The sequence below is a fragment of the Micromonospora sp. PLK6-60 genome (assembly GCF_019890675.1).
Taxonomy (GTDB): domain Bacteria; phylum Actinomycetota; class Actinomycetes; order Mycobacteriales; family Micromonosporaceae; genus Micromonospora.
Window position 1 is genome coordinate 140,086 of the sequence record NZ_JAIOAA010000012.1, and the last position, 19,134, is coordinate 159,219.

Sequence of the window (19,134 nt, forward strand, 5' to 3'; positions counted from 1 at the left end):
GTGAACGCGGCGGCCGGCCCTCAGCCGGCCAGCGCCGCGTTCGCCCGGGCCATGAACGTCGAGGTCGCCGCGCGTGCCCCGGACCGGCCGGAGCGGATGCTCTCGGCGGCGGCGACGAGCAGCGTACGGACGGCGCGGTGCCCCTCCGCCGGGGGTTCGGGAGCCGGGCCGAGCAGGCTGGACACCGCCTCGTCGAGCGCGGCGACCTGCTTCAGCTCCCGGTCGGTGAGGGTGGCGCGGACCGCGGCGCGGACCGACAGGTTCGGGTTGAGGCCGCGCTCCTGCCCGAGGATCCGGCCGGCCTCCGGGTCGTTGGTCAGAAAGTCGATCACGTCGGCCACGGTGTCCGGGTGCCGCGTCCCCTGGAAGCCGGCCCAGAACATCGAGGCCCGCGGCCACTGGGCCGCGACGGGGCCGGGCACCCCCGTCACCACCAGCCGGTCGGCGGTGTGGCGCTGGAGTTCCGGGAGCTGGTGCGACCAGGCGAACGAGGCGGCGGTGTGTCCGGTCACCACGGCCTGCCGGGACAGGTCGCCGCTGTCCGACTGGTCGGCCAGGGCGGCGCCCGGGGTGGCCCGGTCGGCCCGGGCGCGTTGCCACAGCTCGAACCAGTCGAGCAGTTCGCCGGAGCCGAAGCCGAGCTGACGGTCCTGGTACAACCGCCCGCCACGGCCGCGCAGCCAGAGCCAGAACGCCCGGTAGTCGCCGGACGGGTCCACGGTCCCGGCCACCCGGCCGCCGGCGGCGCGGGTCACCCGGGCCGCCCAGGCGATGTAGTCGGCCCAGGACATCCCGCTCGTCGGCGCCGACACGCCGAGCCGGCGCAGCAGCTGGTGATTGTGTACGAGCACCGGCAGGCTCTGTCCCGCCGCGACCGCCACCGTCCGCCCCTCGACCTGCCCGTACCGGGCCAGGTTGGCGGGTAGCCCGGTCAGGTCCAGCCGCCGGTCCTCGACATGGCGGCTGAGGTCGAGGACGATCCGGCGCCGGGCGTACTCGGCCAGCACGGTGTCGTCGATCTGGAACAGGTCCGGCACGTTGCCGCCGGCGGCCTGGGTGGCCAGCCGGTCGTAGTAGCCGGTCAGGCCCTGCCAGGTGATCCGGAAGCTGACCCGGGGGTTGCGCTGCGAGTAGCGGCGCAGCGTCCGTTCGGTCGCCTGGGCCCGTGTCGTCCCACCCCACCAGAAGACCGACAGCTCGATCGGCCCGTCGTCGACCCGGGCCGCCGGCTCGTTCGTACAGCCGGGCAGGCCGCCGGCGAGCACGGGCAGGCCGACCAGCGCGCCGAGGAGCCGGCGCCGGCCGACACCGGCGGCGGCGTGGGACGGCGCGGGCCGGGGTACGGGCAACGCGGGCTCCTCCGGGGTACGGGTGACGCGGTCGGATCATTTACACAGGTGGCCCGGGCGGGTGTCAACGTGGCACCGGGTGATCCGTACCGGTCCGGGCGATCGGCCGGGTGGCCGCGCCGACCCGCGGTACGCCCCGTGGTGTACTAGGGCGCGTGGAACTTCTGCACTCGGGCAAGGTCCGGGACGTCTACGCCGACGGTGCCGACCTGATCCTGGTCGCCTCGGACCGCATCTCCGTCTACGACGTGGTGCTCCCGACGCCGATCCCGGACAAGGGCCGGCTGCTGACCGCCCTGTCGGTCTGGTGGTTCGAGCAGCTCGCCGACCTGGTGCCGAACCACGTCCTGTCGACCACCGACGTGCCGGCCGAGTTCGCCGGCCGGGCGATCCGGTGCCGGCGGCTGGACATGGTGCCGGTGGAGTGCGTCGCCCGGGGCTACCTGACCGGCGGCGGGCTGACGGAATACCAGCGCACCGGCGCCGTCTCCGGGGTCGAGCTGCCCCGTGGCCTGGTCGAGGCGTCCATCCTGCCCGAGCCGATCTTCACCCCGTCGACCAAGGCGCCGGTCGGCGAGCACGACGAGCCGATCACCTTCGCCGAGGTGGTGGACAAGGTCGGCGCGGAGACCGCCGAGCGGCTGCGCCAGATCACCCTCGACGTCTACCGGCGGGGCGCCGAGATCGCCGCCGACCGGGGGATCCTGGTCGCCGACACGAAGATCGAGCTGGGCTGGGCGCCGGACGGCACCCTGATGCTCGGCGACGAGCTGCTCACCTCGGACTCGTCGCGCTACTGGCCGGCCGAGTCCTACCAGCCGGGCCGCGCGCAGTTCTCCTACGACAAGCAGTACGTCCGGGACTGGGCCACCGCCAGCGGCTGGGACAAGCAGGGCCCGGCGCCCGAGGTGCCGGCCGAGGTGGTCGAGGCGACCCGGGCCCGCTACGTCGAGGTCTACGAGAAGCTCACCGGCGGCCGCTGGCACTGACCACCGGTGCGCGCGGCGGGTCAGTGGTTCCAGGCGTCGCCGCCGAAGACCCGCCCCCAGAGGTTGTCCACCACACCACCGGTGCCGTAGACGTTGTCACCGTCGCCGTCCTTGCCGGCCGGTGCGACCTGCGTCGACCCGCCGTACATCAGGTAGCCCGGCCCGTTCGGCGGGCCCGCGGCGTGCCGGGCGCTGCTGTGGATGCCGTAGCCGACGAAGTCCCGCTCCCACTTGGAGAGGAACCCGGCGGCCACATTGTCCAGCCCGTCGACGGTGGCCTGGACGAGGTCCTTCAGCACGTCGGTGTTGCCGCTGCCGAGCTGCATCCCGACGTCGAAGGCACCGGCCCCCGCGATGGCCGCCGCGCCGCCGGCGGCGACGGCCTCGGCCATCGCCTCGATGCCGCGCAGCACCCCGCCCGCCGAGGCGGCGAAGGAGTTCGCGGTCGCCTCCGCCGAGGCGGCGGCGGGGGCGCCGACGACCGTGGCGGCGGCCGCGACGATGAACACGGCGAAGGCGGCCAGCACGGTGGAGATCACCACGTACGCCACGACCAGGCAGAACAGCACCATGCCCACGCAGATCATGGTGACCCCGACGGTCACCGCCAGCACCTGGGTGCCGATGACCTGCACGTCGTACGCCTGGATGTGCTTGCCGAACGCCGCGCGGTCGTCGCCGCTCCACTCCTCGGCCGTGATCGTCCCCACGGCCGACTCCAGCTGGTCGCGGGTCACCCCGAGCTGCTCGGACAGCTCCAACCAGGTGCCCCCGGTCGTGATCATGGTCTGCGGGTCGCACTGGTTGAAGTAGACGATCTGGGCGATCGGCCAGGCGGCCGGGATCACCGCCGCCGCCACCGAGATCTCCACCATCGCGATCTTGGCGGCCGCCGCCGCCTCCGTCACCTCGGCCACGCCGGCCCCCCGATCGTCGTCATCGCGTCTTGATGGTGCTGGCCTCGTCGGCGGCCGCCCAGTTGTCGGCCGTCCGGCCCAACCGGGAGCGGATCTCCCCGAGGTGCTCGCGCTTGCTGCGCAGCTGCTCTTCGACGAACTCCACCGCTCCGACGTAGGCGACCGCGAGGACGGGCACCACCGCGGTGAAGTTGCTGTGCTCGATGCCCCGGGTGGCGGTCAGCCGCTCCGCGGCGCCGTCGAGGCTCGGCCCCACCTGGCTCTCGATCGTCTCACCGAGGCGACGGATCGCCTTCGGGTCGGCATGGATCATCGGCCCCTCCCCGTGCCGTCGGTCGTTGCGCCGACAGCCTACTAAGATCAGCGATCACGGACGGCCCCGCCTGATAGCCTGCCGCCATGGCAGACCCGCCGGCCGTCCACAGTGGCAGCTACGTGGCCCGGGCGGCCGGCTGGCCGCGCTGGCTGCGGCTGCTGGTGCCGCTTGCCCTGTTCGTCGCCCTGGTGGGCGCGGTGGTCGTCACCGGGGCGCGGGTGGTCTCCGCCGAGCGGGTGACCGTCCGGGTCGAGTCCTGCGATCTCAGTGGACCGAAGGCCACCCAGCGGTGCCGGGGCAGTTGGCGGCTGGCCGACGGTTCCGTGGTCAGCGGTGGCGTGGGCGGCGACGTCCTGCGCCCCGGGCAGCAGGTCTCCGGTTGGGCCCACGGCACCAGCGCCACCACCAGCCTGACCAGCTGGCTGATCGCGCCGGTCGCCTTCGGACTGGTCCTGCTGGCCGGCTTCGGCGGGGTCGCCCTGGTCTGGCTGCGGCTCCGCCGCCGGTCCCGCCGAGCCGGCTGAGCCGTCCCCGCCGCACCGACGCGCCTTCCGGGACGTCGCGCTGTCCCCGGGCGGTGACGCCCCGAGCTGCGGGATGCGGGGGTGCGCCGGGCGGCGGACGGCCGCGCTGACCGGGGTCAGACGCCGAGCTGGCGGCGCATCCGCTCCAGCATCTGGACGCTGTCCCGGACCGGCCCGGAGACCAGCTCGTTGAGCTGCGCCAGCTTGGCCTGCGCCGCCGCCGGATCGTGCACCAGTGACTGCGGGCCGGCGCCGCCGCCCAGCTCGCGCAGCGCCTCGTCGGTCTGCCGGCGCAGGTCGGTCCGGGCCTCGCGGAGCAGCTCCTGGAGCAGTTCCGCCAGCTCCTCGCTGGGCCGGCGCAGGGCGCGGGGGTCGAGGTGCAGCTCGTGGGCCGGGTCGTCGGCGGTGCAGGTCACCGCGACCAGCCCGTCCGGGCTCTCCGCCCGGCCGGTGAGCCCGGCCAGCCGGCTGCGCAGCTCGTCGCCGCGCCGCAACTCCTCGCGCATCCGCGCCATCATCTGGGCCATCACGTCGGCCGCCTGATCACCCTGGCGCGGCTCGGTCATTGTGGGTCACCCTCCCCGGTCCGGTTTCCGTGCCCGACCCTAGTGGCTCCCGCGCGACGTCCAGGATGGAGGGTGCCGGGCGCTCAGCTGAGGGAGGTGTAGGCGACGATCCCGGCGGCCAACACGATCACGCTCACGCCGAGCAGTGTCACGAACGGCACCACCACCGACGAGGTGCCGATCCCGGGGGCCTCGACCAGGATCCGGGTCGGGCGGGCCGGGTCGAGCACCACGGTCACCGGCCCCGGGGCGCCCGACAACGGGGTCTGCCGCCAGCGTCCGGGCGTCGCGGTCAGGTCCCGGCCGTCCGGCGTCCGGTAGCGCACCACCGGATAGTACGTCCGGGGGCCGTGCCCCAGGGTGACCGGTCGCAGGTCGACCACCTCGCCCGGCACCCGGGTGCCCCGGGCGAGCAGGCGCAGGTCGCGCCGCAGCCGGATGACCGCGTACGCGGCGCCGGCCAGCGCCAGCACGGTCATGATCGTCAGCAGCACGGTCGGCATGGCTCTCCTGTCCGGCACCCGTCGCGGCGCCCGGTCACCCAAGGTCCCGGCGCTGTCGGCGGCCCGCGTGGGCGGCGGCCGGACGCCGCCGGGTCACCGCAGCACCGTACCGAAGGGACGCCCGTGGGACCGACCCGCCCGGACGGTCAGTCGACCCAGTCCAGGGTGCGCTGCACGGCCTTGCGCCACTGGCGCAACTCCCGCTCCCGCTCGGCCGGGTCCATCGCCGGCTGCCACTGGGCGTCGGACCGCCACTGCTCCCGCAGCGTGGCCAGGTCGGGCCAGAAGCCGACCGCCAGGCCGGCGGCGTACGCGGCGCCGAGGCAGGTGGTCTCGGTGATCCGGGACCGGACGACCGGCACGTCCAGCACGTCGGCGAGAAACTGCATCAGCAGCTCGTTGGCGGTCATCCCGCCGTCCACCCGCAGCCGGCGCAGCGCCACGTCCGAGTCGGCGTCCATCGCGTCGACCACCTCGCGGGTCTGCCAGGCGGACGCCTCCAGCACCGCCCGGGCCAGGTGTCCCTTGGTGATGTAGCCGGTCAGCCCGGCGATCACACCCCGCGCGTCGCTGCGCCAGTGCGGCGCGAACAGCCCCGAGAAGGCCGGTACGACGTAGCAGCCGCCGTTGTCGTCGACGGTGCGGGCCAGCTCCTCGACCTCCGGCGCGGTGGAGATCAGGCCGAGGTTGTCCCGCAGCCACTGCACCAGCGAGCCGGTGACCGCGATCGCCCCCTCCAGGGCGTACGCGGCGGGCTGGCCGGCGATCCGGTAGGCGACGGTGGTGAGCAGGCCGTGTGCGGAGGTGACCGGGCTGGCCCCGGTGTTGAGCAGCAGGAAGCTGCCGGTGCCGTAGGTGCACTTCGCCTCGCCGGGCTGGAAGCAGGTCTGCCCGAACAGCGCCGCCTGCTGGTCGCCGAGGGCACTGGCCACCGGCACCCCGGCGAGCGGGCCCCCGGCGGTGCCGTACACCTCGGCCGAGGAGCGGATCTCCGGCAGCATCGCCGCGGGCACCCGCAGCGCCGCCAGCAGCTCCGGATCCCAGTCCAGGGTGCGCAGGTCCATCAGCATGGTCCGGCTGGCGTTTGTCACGTCGGTGACGTGCCGCCCGGTCAGCTTCCAGATCAGCCAGCTGTCCATGGTGCCGAAGAGCACCTCGCCCCGCTCGGCGCGCTCCCGCAGGCCGTCGACGTGGTCGAGCAGCCAGCGCAGTTTCGGTCCGGCGAAGTAGGTGGCCAGGGTCAGCCCGGTCCGCTCGCGCAGCCGCTGCTCGCCGTACGACTCGGCCAGCTCGCGCAGCTGCGGCCCGGTCCGGGTGTCCTGCCAGACGACGGCGTTGGCGACCGGGCGGCCGGTGGCCCGGTCCCAGACCACGGTGGTCTCCCGCTGGTTGGTGATGCCGACCGCGGCGAGCCGTTCGGGGCCGACGTCGGCGCCGGCCAGCGCCTCGCCCACCACCCGCTGGACGTTGCGCCAGATCTCCTCGGCGTCGTGCTCGACCCAGCCGGGCCGGGGGAAGATCTGCCGGTGCTCGCGCTGGGCCACGGAGACGATCTCGCCGGCCCGGTCGAAGAGGATGCAGCGCGACGAGGTGGTGCCCTGATCGATGGCGGCGACGTAGTCGGGGGTCACCCCGGCACCGTACCCGCCGCGGCGGTCAGGCCGGGGTGACGTCCGGGCCGGCGGTGGCCGGTGCGGGGACGATGAGCGTGGCGGTGATCCGGACGGTGGTGCCGGCGTCGCCGGTGGCCACCTCCATGGTGTCGCTCAGCTCCCGGGCCAGCCAGAGCCCCCAGCCGCCCGCCGTGTCCGGCGCCGGCCGGCTGTGGTCGGCCAGCCGCCCGGCGGTGATCCCCTGGCCGTGGTCGGCCACCTCGCAGACCACCTCCGAGGCGCTGCGCCAGAGCCGTAGCCAGCCGTGCCCACCGCCGTGCCGGACCGCGTTGGTGATCAGTTCGTTGACCGCCAGCACGAAGTCGTCGAGGCGCTGCCCGGACAGCCCGGCGGCGAGCACGCAGGACGTGACCGAGTGTCGCAGCTCGGTCACCTGGGCCTGATCGAAGGCCTCTGCGATGAGGACGGAGGAGTCGATGGGCACAACCGTACGCGGTGCGCGCGGTTCTGCGTTCGTCATGGCCCCGTCCGACAACTGGATCCCTGGTCTTTCGCGACATTTCCACCGTACGCCAGGTTTTTCCCCGCCGCACCGGGCCCCGACCGCCGATTGGCCCCGCTGTGGCATCGTGGCGCCATGCCGACGCCCCCCGGAGGGCTGGAGGGCCCGCTGTGGCGGGCGATCGCCGTCTTCCGCTTCGCCTCCCTCGGCTACGTCGGGCTGCTGGCCGTGCGCAACGGCGACCGGTACGCGCATCCGCTGGCGGCCGGCGGCGTGCTGCTGCTGATGCTGGCCTGGACCGGGGTGAGCGTCGCCGGGTACGCCCGCCCGGCCGGCCGCCGGTGGCCGCTGCTCCTGGCCGACCTCGGCGCGGTGCTGGCCGTCATGGCGGTCACCCCGTGGGTGATCGGCCGGACCGCGCTCGCCGCCGGGGTACCCACCCTCACCGTGGCCTGGCTGGCCGGGCCGGTGCTCGCCTGGGCCGTCTCCGGCGGGCGGCGGCGCGGCGCGGTGGCCGCCCTGCTGCTCGGCGGGGCGGACCTGGCCACCCGGGAACGGATCGGCCAGTCCTCGCTCACCGGGGTGATCCTGCTGCTGCTCGCCGGCGTCGTGGTCGGGCACGTGGCCCGGCTCGCGGTCACCGCCGAGGAGCGGCTGCAACGGGCGGTCGAGCTGGAGGCGGCGACCCGGGAGCGGGAACGGCTGGCCCGGGGCATCCACGACTCGGTGCTCCAGGTGCTGGCGATGGTGCAGCGCCGCGGCGCCCACCTGGACGGGGAGGCGGGCGAGTTGGCCCGGCTGGCCGGCGAGCAGGAGGCCGCGCTGCGCGCGCTGATCGCCGGCACCGTACGCCCGGCGGGCTTCCCCGTGACCGCCGCGGGCGACCATGCGGACGGCGGCGAACTCGACCTGCGCGCCCTGCTCGGCCCGTACGCCTCGGCGCTCGTCTCGGTGGCCACGCCGGCCACTCCCGTCCCGCTGCCCGCGGCGGTGGCCCGGGAACTGGTGGCCGCCACCGCCGCGGCGCTGGACAACGCGGCCCGGCACGCCGGCGGCCGGGCCTGGGTGCTGGTCGAGGACGAGGGGGAGACGGTGACCGTCTCGATCCGCGACGCCGGGCCGGGGATCCCGGCCGGCCGGCTCGCGGAGGCCGCCGCGCAGGGCCGGCTCGGCGTGGCGCAGTCCATCCGGGGCCGGGTGAGCGACCTGGGCGGCACGGTACGGATCGAGGCCGGCCCCGGCGCCGGCACCGAAATCGAGCTGACCGTCCCCCGGCGACCGGGTTGAGCGGTGGGAGAGGAGTGCACGACGTGGTACGGGTGATGGTGGTCGACGACCACCCGATGTGGCGCGAGGGGGTGGCCCGGGACCTCGCCGAGGCCGGTCACCAGGTGGTGGCCACCAGCGGGGAGGGACGGCAGGCGGTCCGGGTGGCCCCCGCCGCGCGCCCCGACGTGGTGGTGCTGGACCTCCAGTTGCCGGACATCTCCGGGGTGGAGGTGATCCGGGGCCTGCGGGCCGCCCTGCCGCAGGTGCGGGTGCTGATGCTCTCCGCGAGCGGCGAGCAGGAGAGCGTGCTGGAGGCGGTGAAGGCGGGGGCCACCGGCTACCTGGTCAAGTCGGCCGCCCCGGCGGAGTTCCTGGACGCGGTGCGGCGGACGGCGGCGGGCGAGCCGGTCTTCACCCCGGGCCTGGCCGGGCTGGTGCTGGGGGAGTTCCGCCGGCTGGCGGCCGGTGGCGGGGACCGGTCGGTGGCCCGACCCGACGCGGCACCCCGGCTCACCGATCGGGAGACCGAGGTGCTGCGGCTGGTGGCGAAGGGGCTGTCCTACCGGCAGATCGCCGAGCGGCTGGAGCTGTCCCACCGGACGGTGCAGAACCACGTGCAGAACACGCTGGGCAAGCTCCAGCTGCACAACCGGGTCGAGCTGACCCGGTACGCGATCGAGCGCGGGCTGGACTGAGGCGTCAGCTCGCCTCGGGCGGCCGGGTCTCGTGCACGGCCAGCTCCTCGGCGGTCGCGCCGCCGCCGGCCGCGCCCGCGTCGAAGGCGACGTTGTCGGTCTCCTGGTCGGTGTGCGCCCCCTCGTCCGGCTCCACCAGCCGGCCGACCTGGTGGTCGGCCACCGTGCCGAGCTGGCCGTGGTCGTAGACGGAGACCGGGGAGTGCGGGTCCGAGGTGGGTCCCGGGTCGATCACGTCGGCGTCGAGCTGGGCCTGGGCGGCGGCCTCCTCGCTGTCCGCCTCGGCGGCGATGTCCGGGTCGACCGGGCCGGCCAGCGGGTCGTCCGCCGGCCGCTCGTACTGCTCGCGGTCGAGCTTGTAGTCCAGCGACTCGCCGTCGAGCTGCTCGTCCGCCGTGGTGCCGAAGCGGTCCACCGCCACCGGAGTGCGGTCGCCGGGCAGCTGCGCCGGCTTCGGCCCGTCCGCCTCGCGACCGGTCAGCACGTCGTCGTGGGCGGACGAGTCGTCGTCGGCGGTGTCGGGCAGGCCATCCGCCTCAGGGTCGGCAATGGGGGTCGGGAACTCGTCGTCGCGCATGTCTGATCACTACCCACTGCCCCTCGCGGGTAACCGGGGCGGCCCGTGGCCATCGGGAGCAAAGCGGAGGAAAGCGGCGATCAGCGGCGGAAGCTGGCCTCGTCCTCGGCGTACAGGACGCACCAGACCACCTTGCCGTCCGGCACCGCGCTGCTGCCCCAACGCCGGGCCACCGTGTCGATCAGCAGCAGGCCGCGCCCGCCCGCGGTGTCCACCGGGGCGAGGCCCGAGAACGTCGGGCGCTCGGGCGAGTGGTCCCGGACCGCCAGGTGCAGGGTGCCGGCCCGGGGCGCCAGCCAGACCGTCATCGGGGTGCCCGCGTGCGCGACCACGTTGTTGACCAGCTCGGTGACCGCGATGCAGGCCGGCTCGGCCAGCTCCGGCAGGCCCCAGCGGCGACAGCCCTCGGTGACCAGCTCCCGGGCCAGCCGGGCGGAGCCCACCACCGGCGGGAGGTCGACCTGGGCGAACTCGGGGCGGGGCGCGGCGGCCAGCGCCGCGTCCAGGGTCGGGCAGACCAGCGCCCCGACGCCCGCGGTGGCCCCGCTCGGATCGCAGACCACCAGGCCGGCGGCCGGCCAGTCGGCCACCGCCGCGAGCACCTCGGCGAGCACCCGACGGGTGGCCGGCCCGCCCGGCGGCAGCCGGGAGAGATCGACGACGACCGGACCGGGCCGTTCACTGAGCCGGGCGAGCAGCGCGTCGCGGACCGCCGGCACCCCGGCCGGACCGAGCGCCCCGGTCAGGTGCAGGACGGGCGACGACCCGTCGGTCTCCACCAGGCAGGGCACGTCCGTCGGCATGATCGTCCTATTGTGCATGCCGGCCCCGGGCCGCGCACCCGGCCGGTTCGCCCCGTCCATCACCGCTCCGTCCGGGATCGTCGGGCGATCGCCGCCACCGTCCCGGCCGCGGTCCCCGCCGCCGCCAGGCCGAACGCGGCGCTCATCCGGACCAGCTGCCGGCGCCGGCCGGGCCAGCCCCCGCCGGTCCGCGCCGTCCCGCGCGGACCGAACACGTTGCCGGTGGTCTCCGGTCGGGCCGTCGGGCCGAACTGGGTCCGGTGCACGTACCAGCCGAGCGCCCGCTCGGCCAGCGCCGGGGCGAGCCGCCACTGGAGGCCGATCAGGCGGGCCGCCCCGCCCGCGTACGCCTCCCGGCGCGGCCGGCACAGCAGCCGCACGATCGTCTCCGCGACCACCTCCGGCGGGTAGACCGGCGGTGGTGGCACCAGCTCCCGGCCGCTGTGGTTGGCCGCGTGCCGGAAGAACGGGGTGTCGATGGTGGCGGGCAGGACGGTGCAGACCGAGATGCTGGAGCGTCCGGTCACCCGCAGCTCCTGCCGGACCGTGTCGGCCAGCCCACGGATGCCGTGTTTCGCCGCGTTGTACGCCGACTGGTAGGGCATCGCCACCTCGGCCAGCACCGAGGCGTTGTTGACCAGCACCCCGCCGCCCGCCGCGGCCAGGTGGGGCAGCGCGGCCCGCACGCCGTACGCGGTGCCCAGCAGGTTGACCTCCACCACCCGGCGGAACTCCGCCACCGGGATCTCGTCGAAGAGGCCGACGGCGCTCACCGCGGCGTTGTTCACCCAGCCGTCGATCCGGCCGAAGGCGGTCGCCGCGCGCTCCGCGAGCCGGTCGACCGCGGCCGGGTCGGTCACGTCGGTCGGCACCACCAGGGCGCGCCCGCCCAGCTCGTGGCACCGCTGCGCGACCACGTGCAGCGCCGCCTCGCTCCGGGCCGCCAGCACCACGTCGGCGCCCCGGTCGGCCAGGGCGTACGCGGTGGCGGCGCCGATGCCACCGGAGGCGCCGGTGACGACCACGGTGGCGTCGGCGAGACTGCGGGTGAGCGGCATTGGAATCCGGTACCCCCGGCACCGGGAGGTCATGCCGACGGGACCCGACGGATCGGCGACGGAATCCGGGCGGCCGGTGGTGACCCCACGATCGGAAGTGCCGGACGCCACCAGGTCCCTCCCGAGTTGTCATGTTTCGGCTCGACGGACCTGGGTTAATGGGACGCTCTGACCGGGGAGACCACCGCTCGTCAATGGCATGGAGGTGCACCATGCGCGTCGGCCTAGTGTGCGCGCACGCCGGCCGTTCCAGGCCCGCTGACGGCCCGGCCGTCGGCACCCGTCAGCACGTCGCGCGGGTCGCGGCGGAGCTGGCCGAGCGCGGGCACGAGGTGCGGGTGTACGAGCGGCTCGACGAGCCGGGGCTGCCCGCGCGGGCCGAGCTGGACGGCTACCGCCTGGAGCGGGCGCCGATCGGACCGGCCGCCCCGACCGCCACCGCCGAGCTGGTGCCGTACATGGCGGAGTTCGGTCGCTGGCTGGCCGACCGCTGGGCCGACGACTGGATGCCCGAGGTGGTGCACGGGCACTACTGGGTGGGTGGCCTGGCCGCCGCGCACGCCGTCCGGGAGACCGACATCCCGATCGTGCAGACGTTCCACTCCCTCGGCGTCGAGCAGCTGCGTCACCTCGGCCCCGGGTACGGCGGGCCGGGGGAGCGGATCCCGCTGGAGCGGGCGCTCAGCCGGGCGGTGGACGTGGCGGTCGCCCAGTGCAACGACGAGGTCGACGAGCTGACCCGGATGGGCCTGCAACGCACCTCGGTGGCGATGGTGCCGACCGGCGTGGACACCGACCAGTTCCACCCCGACGGCGAGGCGGCGCCCCGGGACCAGCGGCACCGCATCCTGGCCGTCGGCGGCCTCGCGCCCGGCCACGGGCACGAGGACCTGATCCGGGCGATGCGGCTGGTCGGGGACGCCGAGCTGGTGATCGCCGGCGGCCCGCCGGCCGCCGGGCTGGCCGGGCACGCCGAGGCGCGCCGGCTGCGCGAGCTGGCCGAGCTGGCCGGGGTCGCCGACCAGGTCAGCCTGGTCGGTGAGGTCCCGCACGACCAGCTGGCCACCTGGTACCGCTCGGCCGACGTGGTGGCCTGCACCCCGCACTACGCCGCCGCCGGGCGGGTGTCGCTGGAGGCGATGGCGTGCGGGGTGCCGGTGGTCGGTTACGCGGTGGGTGGCATCGCCGACGCGGTGGTCGACGAGGTCACCGGACGGCTGGTCACCCCGGGCGACGTCCGCACGCTGGGCGTCACGCTGCGCCGGCTGCTGGCCGACAACGCCGGCCGGTTCGCGTACGGGCACGCCGCGGTGGACCGGGTGCGGTGCAGCTACACCTGGGAACGGACCGCCGGCGCGCTGGAGCGGCTCTACGAGCGGGTGGTCGGCCGGCGCAAGCCGGTCGAGGCGGCCTGATCCAGCGGCGCGGCCTGCTCGCCCAGCGGGGCGGGCGGCAGCGCGGCGGTGCCGACCCCGACCATCGCGCGTTCCCGCTCCCGGGTCGAGGTGTGGTGGTGTTGCGGCTCGGCGTACCGGGTCAACCCGATCACCGCGAGCAGGGTGACCAGGAAACCGACGCCGGCCAGCCACTCGCGGCCCGGCCAGATCCGGTCACCAAGCAGCAGCAGGCCGACGACCGCCGCGGGCACCGCGCCGGCGGCGTCCATCGCCGCCACCGCCGCCGTGGTGGAGCCCCGCTGCATGGCCAGCCCGAGGAGCAACTGCCCGACGAGCGAGTGGGCGATCAGCAGGTAGAGCAGCGGGTCGCGGAGGAACGCCTCCGCCGAGGCCGCCGCGGCGAGCGGCCGGGCGGCCACCGCGGCGGCGGAGAACGCCATCCCGGCCAGCGAGCCGAGCACCACCGAACCCAGGGCGCCGTGCAGCCGTACCGCGAAGAACCCGCAGACCGCGATCACGCCCAGCGCCGCGCCCAGGGCCACCAGGCCGGCGAAGCCGAGCGGCCGGGACTGCGCCGGCTCGGCGGCGAGCACCAGCGCGGTGATCCCGGCGAAGAGCAGGGCCAGCAGCGCCACCTCGGCCATCGGTAATCGCCACTTCAGCACCACCACGCCGAGGATCGCGGTGACCCCCAGCCCGGCCGCCACGCTGGCCTGGACCAGGAACAACGGCAGGTCGCGGCGGGCCAGGAAGGCCAGCACGAAGCCGGCCACCTGGCACAGCAGCCCGACCAGGTACGTGCGGTGCCCGGCCAGCCGCAGCAGCAGGCCCGGGTCGAAGGTGTGGTGCACCGTGGTGCGCGCGGCGGCGACCGACTGGAGGAGGTTGGCGACGCCGTACGCGACGATCATGGCCGCGAGGAAGCACCACCCGGAGGACACCACCTGGCGAGGATAGAGGGTGCCCGGGGCTCACCGCGCGGTCGGCCGACCGAGCCGGCGCAGGATGTCGGCGTGCAACGCCCCGTTGCTGGCCACCGCGCTGTGCGCGCCGGAGGCGCCCCCAACTGGGGCGGGACGGCCGGCCAGGTCGGTGATCGTGCCCCCCGCCTCGGTGACGATCGGCACCAGCGCCGCCACGTCCCACAGCGACAGCTCCGGCTCCACCATCACGTCCAGTGCCCCCTCGGCCAGCAGCACGTAGCCGTAGAAGTCGCCGTACGCCCGGCTGCGCCAGGCGTCCCGCATGATCCCGAGCATCCCGTCCAGCCGACCGGCCGCTGCCCAGCCGGTCAGCGACGAGTAGCAGAAACTGGCGTCGGCCAGCTCCCGGACCGCGGAGACCCGGATCGGCTCGCCGTGCTCCCGGTCCGGCCCGGCGTACGCCCCGGCGCCCCGGGCCGCCCACCAGCGGCGGCCCAGCGCCGGCGCGGAGACCAGCCCGAGGACCGGGCGGTCGGCCTCCAGCAGGGCGATCAGGGTGGCCCAGACCGGCACTCCCCGGACGAAGTTCTTCGTGCCGTCGATCGGGTCGACGATCCAGCGCCGCCCGTTCGGCCCGGCCGGCTGCTCGCCGTACTCCTCGCCGAGCAGCCCGTCGTCGGGCCGGTGCTCGGCGAGCAGGGCGCGGATCTCCCGCTCGACCGCGGTGTCCGCGTCGGAGACCGGGGTGAGGTCCGGCTTCGACTCGACCCGCAGGTCGAGCGCCCGGAACCGGGCCGCGGAGATGGTGTCGGCGGCGTCGGCGAGCCGGTGGGCGAGGGCGAGGTCGGCGGCGTACCCGGTCATGCCGGAAACGGTAGCGACGCCCCCGGCCGACCCTGGGAGCCGGGTCGCCACCGCCCGCCGATCAGGAACCGGCCAGGGGGTCGCCGGGGTTGCGCTCCGGCTCGCGCGGGTCGGTGTCGCCGGACCGGGAGGCCAGCAGCCGGCGGTACGAGGCCAGCCGGCGCGGGTCGGCCTTGCCGGCGGCCACCCAGGCGTCCAGCCCGCAGTCCGGCTCCTCGGCGGTGTGCGGGCAGTTAGCCGGGCAGTCCACCGTCCCCTCGACCAGGTCGGGGAAGCCGTGCAGCAGGCTGTCGGCGGAGACGTGCGCCAGCCCGAAGCTGCGCACCCCCGGGGTGTCGACGATCCAGCCCGGGTCGGTGTCCGCGCCGGGCGCCGGCGGCAGCCGCAGCGCCACCGCGCTGGTCGAAGTGTGCCGGCCGCGGCCGATCGCGCTGACCGTGCCGACCGCCCGTTCGGCGTCCGGCACCAGGCGGTTGACCAGGGTCGACTTGCCCACCCCGGAGTGGCCCACCAGCACCGACACCCGGCCGGCGAGCAGCGCCCGCAGCGCGTCCAGGTCGGAATCCGGCCGGATCAGCACGTACGGCAGCTCCAGCTCGGTGTAGTAGTCGAGCACCGCCTCCGGGCCGGCGAGGTCGGCCTTGGTCAGGCAGAGCAGCGGCTCGATGTCGGCGTCGTACGCGGCCACCAGGCAGCGGTCGACGAAGCCGGTACGCGGCGGTGGGTCGGCCAGCGCGCTGACGATCACCAGTTGGTCGGCGTTGGCCACCACCACCCGCTCCAGCCGCCCCTCGGCGGTGGTCTCGTCGTCGTCGGCGGTGCGGCGCAGCACCGAGCGGCGCTCGGCGATCCGGACGATCCGGGCCAGCGCGCCGGCCGCCCCGGAGGTGTCGCCGACCAGGGCCACCCGGTCGCCCACCACCACCGACTTGCGGCCCAGCTCCCGGGCCCGCATCGCGGTGACGGTCGGCGCGTCCGCCTCGGCGAGCACGCAGGTGTAGCGGCCCCGGTCCACCGCGATCACGAAACCGTCGACCGCGTCCGAGTGCCGGGGGCGGGTGCGGGTGCGCGGCCGGGAGGACTTCCCTGGCCGGACCCGTACGTCGTCCTCGTCGTACTCCCGCCGTTTGGTCGCCAGGGCGGCACCTCCGCACGTCAGCTCTTGCCGGTCACCATCCCTGACCATAGTGCCGGGAACTCCGGCATGGTCTTGGAGGTGCAGGCCACGTCGTCGAGCTCGACGCCCGGCACGGCCAGCCCGGCCACCGCGGCGGCGTGCGCCATCCGGTGGTCGGCGTACGTCCGGAAGGTGCCGCCGCGCAGCGGGCGGGGCCGGATCTCCAGCCCGTCGGCGGACTCGCTGATGTCGGCGCCGAGGGCGCCGAACTCGCGGGCCAGCGCGGCGATCCGGTCGGTCTCGTGCCCCCGGATGTGGCCCACCCCGGTCAGCCGGGACGGCGAGTCGGCGAGCATGGCCAGCGCGGTCAGCACCGGGGTCAGCTCGCTGACGTCGGAGAGGTCGGCGTCCAGGCCGTGCACGCTGCCGGTGCCGCGCACGGTCAGCCCGTCGGTGCCCAGCCGCACCTCGCCGCCCATCCGGTGCAGCAGCGAGCGGAGCTGCTCGACCGGCTGCATGCTGCTGCGCGGCCAGCCCTGGAGGGTGACCTCGCCGCCGGTGACCAGGGCGGCGGCGAAGAACGGCACCGCGCCGGACAGGTCCGGCTCGATCTCCCAGCCGCGCCCGCTGAGCGGGCCCGGCTCGACGGCCCACACGTCGGGGGTGCCGTCGTCGACGGCGGCGCCCGCGGCGCGCAGCATCTGCACGGTCATCCGTAGGTGCGGCGCGGACGGCACCGGCGGGCCCTGGTGCCGGACCACCAGGCCGTGGTCGAACCGGGCGGCGGCGAGCAGCAGGCCGGAGACCAGCTGGCTGGAGGCCGAGGCGTCGATCACCACCTCGCCGCCGGTGACCCGGCCGGCGCCCTGCACGGCCAGCGGCAGGCTGCCCGGCCCGGCGGCGTCGATCCGGACGCCGAGCGAGCGCAGGGCGCCGACCAGCGGGCCGAGCGGACGGGCCCGGACGGCCGGGTCGCCGTCGAAGGTGATCCGGCCCTCGGCCAGGCCGGCGACCGGCGGCAGGAACCGCATCACGGTGCCGGCCAGCCCGACGTCCACGTGGGCCGGGCCGACCAGCCGGTGCGGCCGGACCAGCCACCGCTCGTCGTCGGCGGTCGAGATGTGCGGGCCTAGGGCGCGCAGCCCGCCGGCCATCAGCTCGGTGTCCCGCGCGCGCAGCGGCCCGGCCAGCGTCGACGGGCCGTTGGCCAGGGCGCTGAGCACCAGGGCGCGGGCGGTCATCGACTTCGAGCCGGGCAGGCGCAGGGTCGCCGCGACGGGGTCGGAGGCGGTCGGGGCGGTCCACGGTTGGACAGGTCGCGTCGCGGTCAGATGTCCCACGGTCACATTCTGCCGCGCCGACGGGCCGGTGGACCTCGACGGAGGGCGGTCTCCCGGCTGGCGGGACAGCCGGAACGGCCGGAGCCGGATAGCGTGTGCCCCATGTGCGGGAGGTACGCGACGACCCGGAGCGCGGGTGACCTGAGCGCGATCTTCGAGGCGTACGACGAGACCGGCGGCCGGCTCGGGCCCGACCACAACGTCGCGCCCACCGACCCGGTGCCGCTGGTCCGGCTCGACGCCGAGGGGCACCGCGCGCTCAGCACCGGCCGGTGGGGGCTGGTGCCGCACTGGGCCACCAGCACCGCCGGCGCCGCCCGCATGATCAACGCGCGGGCGGAGACCGTGGCGACCAGCCGGGCGTACGCGTCGTCCTTCGCCCGCCGGCGCTGCCTGATCCCGGCCGACGGCTGGTACGAATGGGTGCGCTCGCCCGCCGGCCGGCAGGCGTACTACATGACCCCGCAGGACGCCTCGGTGCTGGCCTTCGCCGGGATCTGGTCGCCCCGGCGGCTGCCCGACGGCGGTGAGCTGCTCACCTTCAGCGTGCTCACCACGGCTGCGGTGGGGGAGTTGGCCGAGGTGCACGACCGGATGCCGCTGCTGCTGCCGCCCGAGCGGCGGGCGGCCTGGCTGGCCCCGGCGGAGGACCCGGCCGCCCTGCTCGACCCGCCCCCGCCCGGCTGGCTCGCCGGGTTGGAGATCCGGCCGGTGGGCCCGGCGGTCGGCGACGTCCGCAACGACGGACCGGGGCTGATCGAGCGGGTGCCGCTGCCGGGGGAGCGGGCGGCGGAGGAAATGACGCTCTTCTGAGGCGGCCGCGCATTGTCGCGTGCTGATTTGGTGGAGTTCGGATGAATCGTGGCCGGCTTTTTGCGCCAGATTTCCGTCAAACCCTTGTCCCTGTGTCTGTCGGTGCGATAGAACACAGCGCCGGCGGAGGGTGGCATTTCGCACGGGGCGGATGACCCTCATCGATCTTCTTGATCTTGCCGGTCCCACGGGGGAGGTGGGTGGATGACACGGGCGCGTATGCCCCGACCGCACGAGGTGGCCGCCGCGCGAAGGGACCCGCGACTGTTGCGGGCCCTGCGTGATCGGCGTCAGGACGAGGCGTGGCGGACCAGAGGGACCTGTCAGAGCGTGGATCCGGAGACGTTCTTTCCGGCGCCCAACGAGCCGGCCGACGCGGCCGTTGCGCTCTGCCGCAGTTGTGACGTGCAGGGCTCCTGCCTGGCGTGGGCGTTGGAGGTGGGGGACTGTCACGGAGTCTGGGGTGGCACCACCCCGCGTGAGCGGCGGGCGATGCTGGTCGCCTGGCGCAGCGAGGTGCAGCCGGATCCGGACGCGGTCGACGACGCCGGCCCGCCGGTCCGGGACCGCCTGCTCACCCTGGTGCCGCTGAGCTGACGCTGTCGCCCGCACCGGTCGTACGCCGGTGCGGGCGACCCGTTTCCCGGGCCCGGCGACCTCCTGGCGAGCACCCGCTGGTCGGTGCCGCGGGCCGCGCGGGCTCCCGGGCCGGATGCCGGTCGGGCGCCGGTGTGTGCCGTTTTCCGGGCTGGACGCCGGTGCCGGACCGAATTCTTGATTCGGCAACTTTCCCCGGAGTCGCGGCATTCCGCGCCACCGGGCCGCGCAGAATGGGCCGGTGCGGCACCACGACGAGATCGACACCCCGCGCGGGCCGGCCCGCGTCGACACCGACGGGCCCGCCGGGCCACCCGGTGCCCTGCTCGTGCTCGGGCACGGGGCCGGCGGTGCGGTGGACGCGCCGGACCTGCTGGCGGTACGGGACGCGGTGGTCGACGC

The 19,134-nt window shown here is 75.4% G+C and carries 21 protein-coding genes and 1 pseudogene; 8 read left to right on the top strand and 14 right to left on the bottom strand.

The window, feature by feature from the left end; genetic code table 11:
• Positions 1-20: 20 nt before the first annotated feature.
• Positions 21-1,349: an ABC transporter substrate-binding protein gene (locus K7640_RS21710; protein WP_222956711.1), complete on the bottom strand. Its 1,329-nt coding sequence runs from the start codon at positions 1,347-1,349 to the stop codon at positions 21-23.
• Between the two features lie 155 nt (positions 1,350-1,504).
• Between K7640_RS21710 and K7640_RS21715 the strand changes: the two genes are divergently transcribed.
• Positions 1,505-2,338, top strand: coding sequence for a phosphoribosylaminoimidazolesuccinocarboxamide synthase (locus K7640_RS21715; RefSeq protein WP_222956712.1), 834 nt, complete (start codon positions 1,505-1,507; stop codon positions 2,336-2,338).
• A 20-nt stretch (positions 2,339-2,358) separates the two neighbouring features.
• Here the strand turns inward: K7640_RS21715 and K7640_RS21720 are convergent, their stop codons facing one another.
• Positions 2,359-3,255 (bottom strand): hypothetical protein, encoded by an 897-nt coding sequence (locus K7640_RS21720; protein WP_222956713.1) that lies wholly within the window; start codon positions 3,253-3,255, stop codon positions 2,359-2,361.
• A 19-nt stretch (positions 3,256-3,274) separates the two neighbouring features.
• Positions 3,275-3,568 carry a hypothetical protein gene (locus K7640_RS21725; RefSeq protein ID WP_222956714.1) on the bottom strand — a complete coding sequence of 98 codons (294 nt, stop codon included), beginning with the start codon at positions 3,566-3,568 and terminating at the stop codon, positions 3,275-3,277.
• Between the two features lie 86 nt (positions 3,569-3,654).
• Between K7640_RS21725 and K7640_RS21730 the strand changes: the two genes are divergently transcribed.
• A complete protein-coding gene (locus K7640_RS21730; RefSeq protein ID WP_222956715.1) occupies positions 3,655-4,095 on the top strand; it encodes a hypothetical protein in 441 nt (146 codons plus the stop codon).
• 116 nt (positions 4,096-4,211) lie between these two features.
• Here the strand turns inward: K7640_RS21730 and K7640_RS21735 are convergent, their stop codons facing one another.
• The 4 genes from K7640_RS21735 to K7640_RS21750 form a co-directional block, all read right to left on the bottom strand.
• Complete coding sequence (locus K7640_RS21735; RefSeq protein ID WP_222956716.1) at positions 4,212-4,661, bottom strand: YbaB/EbfC family nucleoid-associated protein; 450 nt, start codon at positions 4,659-4,661, stop codon at positions 4,212-4,214.
• Between the two features lie 83 nt (positions 4,662-4,744).
• Positions 4,745-5,164: a DUF3592 domain-containing protein gene (locus K7640_RS21740; protein WP_222956717.1), complete on the bottom strand. Its 420-nt coding sequence runs from the start codon at positions 5,162-5,164 to the stop codon at positions 4,745-4,747.
• A gap of 146 nt (positions 5,165-5,310) precedes the next feature.
• Positions 5,311-6,795 carry a glycerol kinase GlpK gene (glpK, locus tag K7640_RS21745; RefSeq protein WP_222956718.1) on the bottom strand — a complete coding sequence of 495 codons (1,485 nt, stop codon included), beginning with the start codon at positions 6,793-6,795 and terminating at the stop codon, positions 5,311-5,313.
• A gap of 25 nt (positions 6,796-6,820) precedes the next feature.
• Complete coding sequence (locus K7640_RS21750; RefSeq protein ID WP_222956719.1) at positions 6,821-7,297, bottom strand: ATP-binding protein; 477 nt, start codon at positions 7,295-7,297, stop codon at positions 6,821-6,823.
• A gap of 117 nt (positions 7,298-7,414) precedes the next feature.
• Between K7640_RS21750 and macS the strand changes: the two genes are divergently transcribed.
• Together macS and K7640_RS21760 are read left to right on the top strand one after the other, a co-directional pair.
• Positions 7,415-8,566: a MacS family sensor histidine kinase gene (macS, locus tag K7640_RS21755; protein ID WP_222956720.1), complete on the top strand. Its 1,152-nt coding sequence runs from the start codon at positions 7,415-7,417 to the stop codon at positions 8,564-8,566.
• A gap of 35 nt (positions 8,567-8,601) precedes the next feature.
• Complete coding sequence (locus K7640_RS21760; protein WP_222956739.1) at positions 8,602-9,243, top strand: response regulator transcription factor; 642 nt, start codon at positions 8,602-8,604, stop codon at positions 9,241-9,243.
• Positions 9,244-9,247: 4 nt separating this feature from the next.
• Here the strand turns inward: K7640_RS21760 and K7640_RS21765 are convergent, their stop codons facing one another.
• From K7640_RS21765 to K7640_RS21775, 3 genes are all read right to left on the bottom strand, one after another.
• Entirely contained in the window at positions 9,248-9,820 is a 573-nt protein-coding gene (locus tag K7640_RS21765) for a DUF5709 domain-containing protein (protein WP_222956721.1), read from the bottom strand.
• 80 nt (positions 9,821-9,900) lie between these two features.
• Positions 9,901-10,623, bottom strand: coding sequence for an ATP-binding protein (locus tag K7640_RS21770; RefSeq protein ID WP_255609655.1), 723 nt, complete (start codon positions 10,621-10,623; stop codon positions 9,901-9,903).
• A 59-nt stretch (positions 10,624-10,682) separates the two neighbouring features.
• Positions 10,683-11,681, bottom strand: coding sequence for an SDR family oxidoreductase (locus tag K7640_RS21775; protein ID WP_222956723.1), 999 nt, complete (start codon positions 11,679-11,681; stop codon positions 10,683-10,685).
• 212 nt (positions 11,682-11,893) lie between these two features.
• Between K7640_RS21775 and K7640_RS21780 the strand changes: the two genes are divergently transcribed.
• Positions 11,894-13,096: a glycosyltransferase gene (locus K7640_RS21780; RefSeq protein WP_222956724.1), complete on the top strand. Its 1,203-nt coding sequence runs from the start codon at positions 11,894-11,896 to the stop codon at positions 13,094-13,096.
• Here K7640_RS21780 and K7640_RS21785 read toward each other — a convergent pair.
• The 4 genes from K7640_RS21785 to aroA all read right to left on the bottom strand — a co-directional run bounded on the left by K7640_RS21785 (position 13,051) and on the right by aroA (position 17,322).
• Positions 13,051-13,989 carry a hypothetical protein gene (locus K7640_RS21785; protein ID WP_222956740.1) on the bottom strand — a complete coding sequence of 313 codons (939 nt, stop codon included), beginning with the start codon at positions 13,987-13,989 and terminating at the stop codon, positions 13,051-13,053. The two genes, K7640_RS21780 and K7640_RS21785, sit on opposite strands and share 46 nt — an antisense overlap.
• 60 nt (positions 13,990-14,049) lie before the next feature.
• Entirely contained in the window at positions 14,050-14,865 is an 816-nt protein-coding gene (gene hisN / locus K7640_RS21790; protein WP_222956725.1) for a histidinol-phosphatase, read from the bottom strand.
• 61 nt (positions 14,866-14,926) lie between these two features.
• On the bottom strand, positions 14,927-16,051 hold the full coding sequence (gene rsgA, locus K7640_RS21795; protein WP_222956726.1) for a ribosome small subunit-dependent GTPase A: 1,125 nt from the start codon (positions 16,049-16,051) through the stop codon (positions 14,927-14,929).
• The gene (gene aroA, locus K7640_RS21800; protein WP_222956727.1) at positions 16,021-17,322 is read right to left on the bottom strand and encodes a 3-phosphoshikimate 1-carboxyvinyltransferase; all 1,302 of its coding nucleotides are present in this window, start codon (positions 17,320-17,322) and stop codon (positions 16,021-16,023) included. Before aroA ends, rsgA begins: the two co-directional genes overlap by 31 nt.
• Before the next feature lie 102 nt (positions 17,323-17,424).
• Between aroA and K7640_RS21805 the strand changes: the two genes are divergently transcribed.
• From K7640_RS21805 to K7640_RS30335, 3 genes and pseudogenes are all read left to right on the top strand, one after another.
• Entirely contained in the window at positions 17,425-18,135 is a 711-nt protein-coding gene (locus tag K7640_RS21805) for an SOS response-associated peptidase (protein WP_222956728.1), read from the top strand.
• 204 nt (positions 18,136-18,339) lie between these two features.
• Positions 18,340-18,732 (top strand): WhiB family transcriptional regulator, encoded by a 393-nt coding sequence (locus tag K7640_RS21810; protein ID WP_222956729.1) that lies wholly within the window; start codon positions 18,340-18,342, stop codon positions 18,730-18,732.
• A gap of 241 nt (positions 18,733-18,973) precedes the next feature.
• Positions 18,974-19,134: pseudogene (locus K7640_RS30335) on the top strand (alpha/beta hydrolase); the annotation flags it as partial.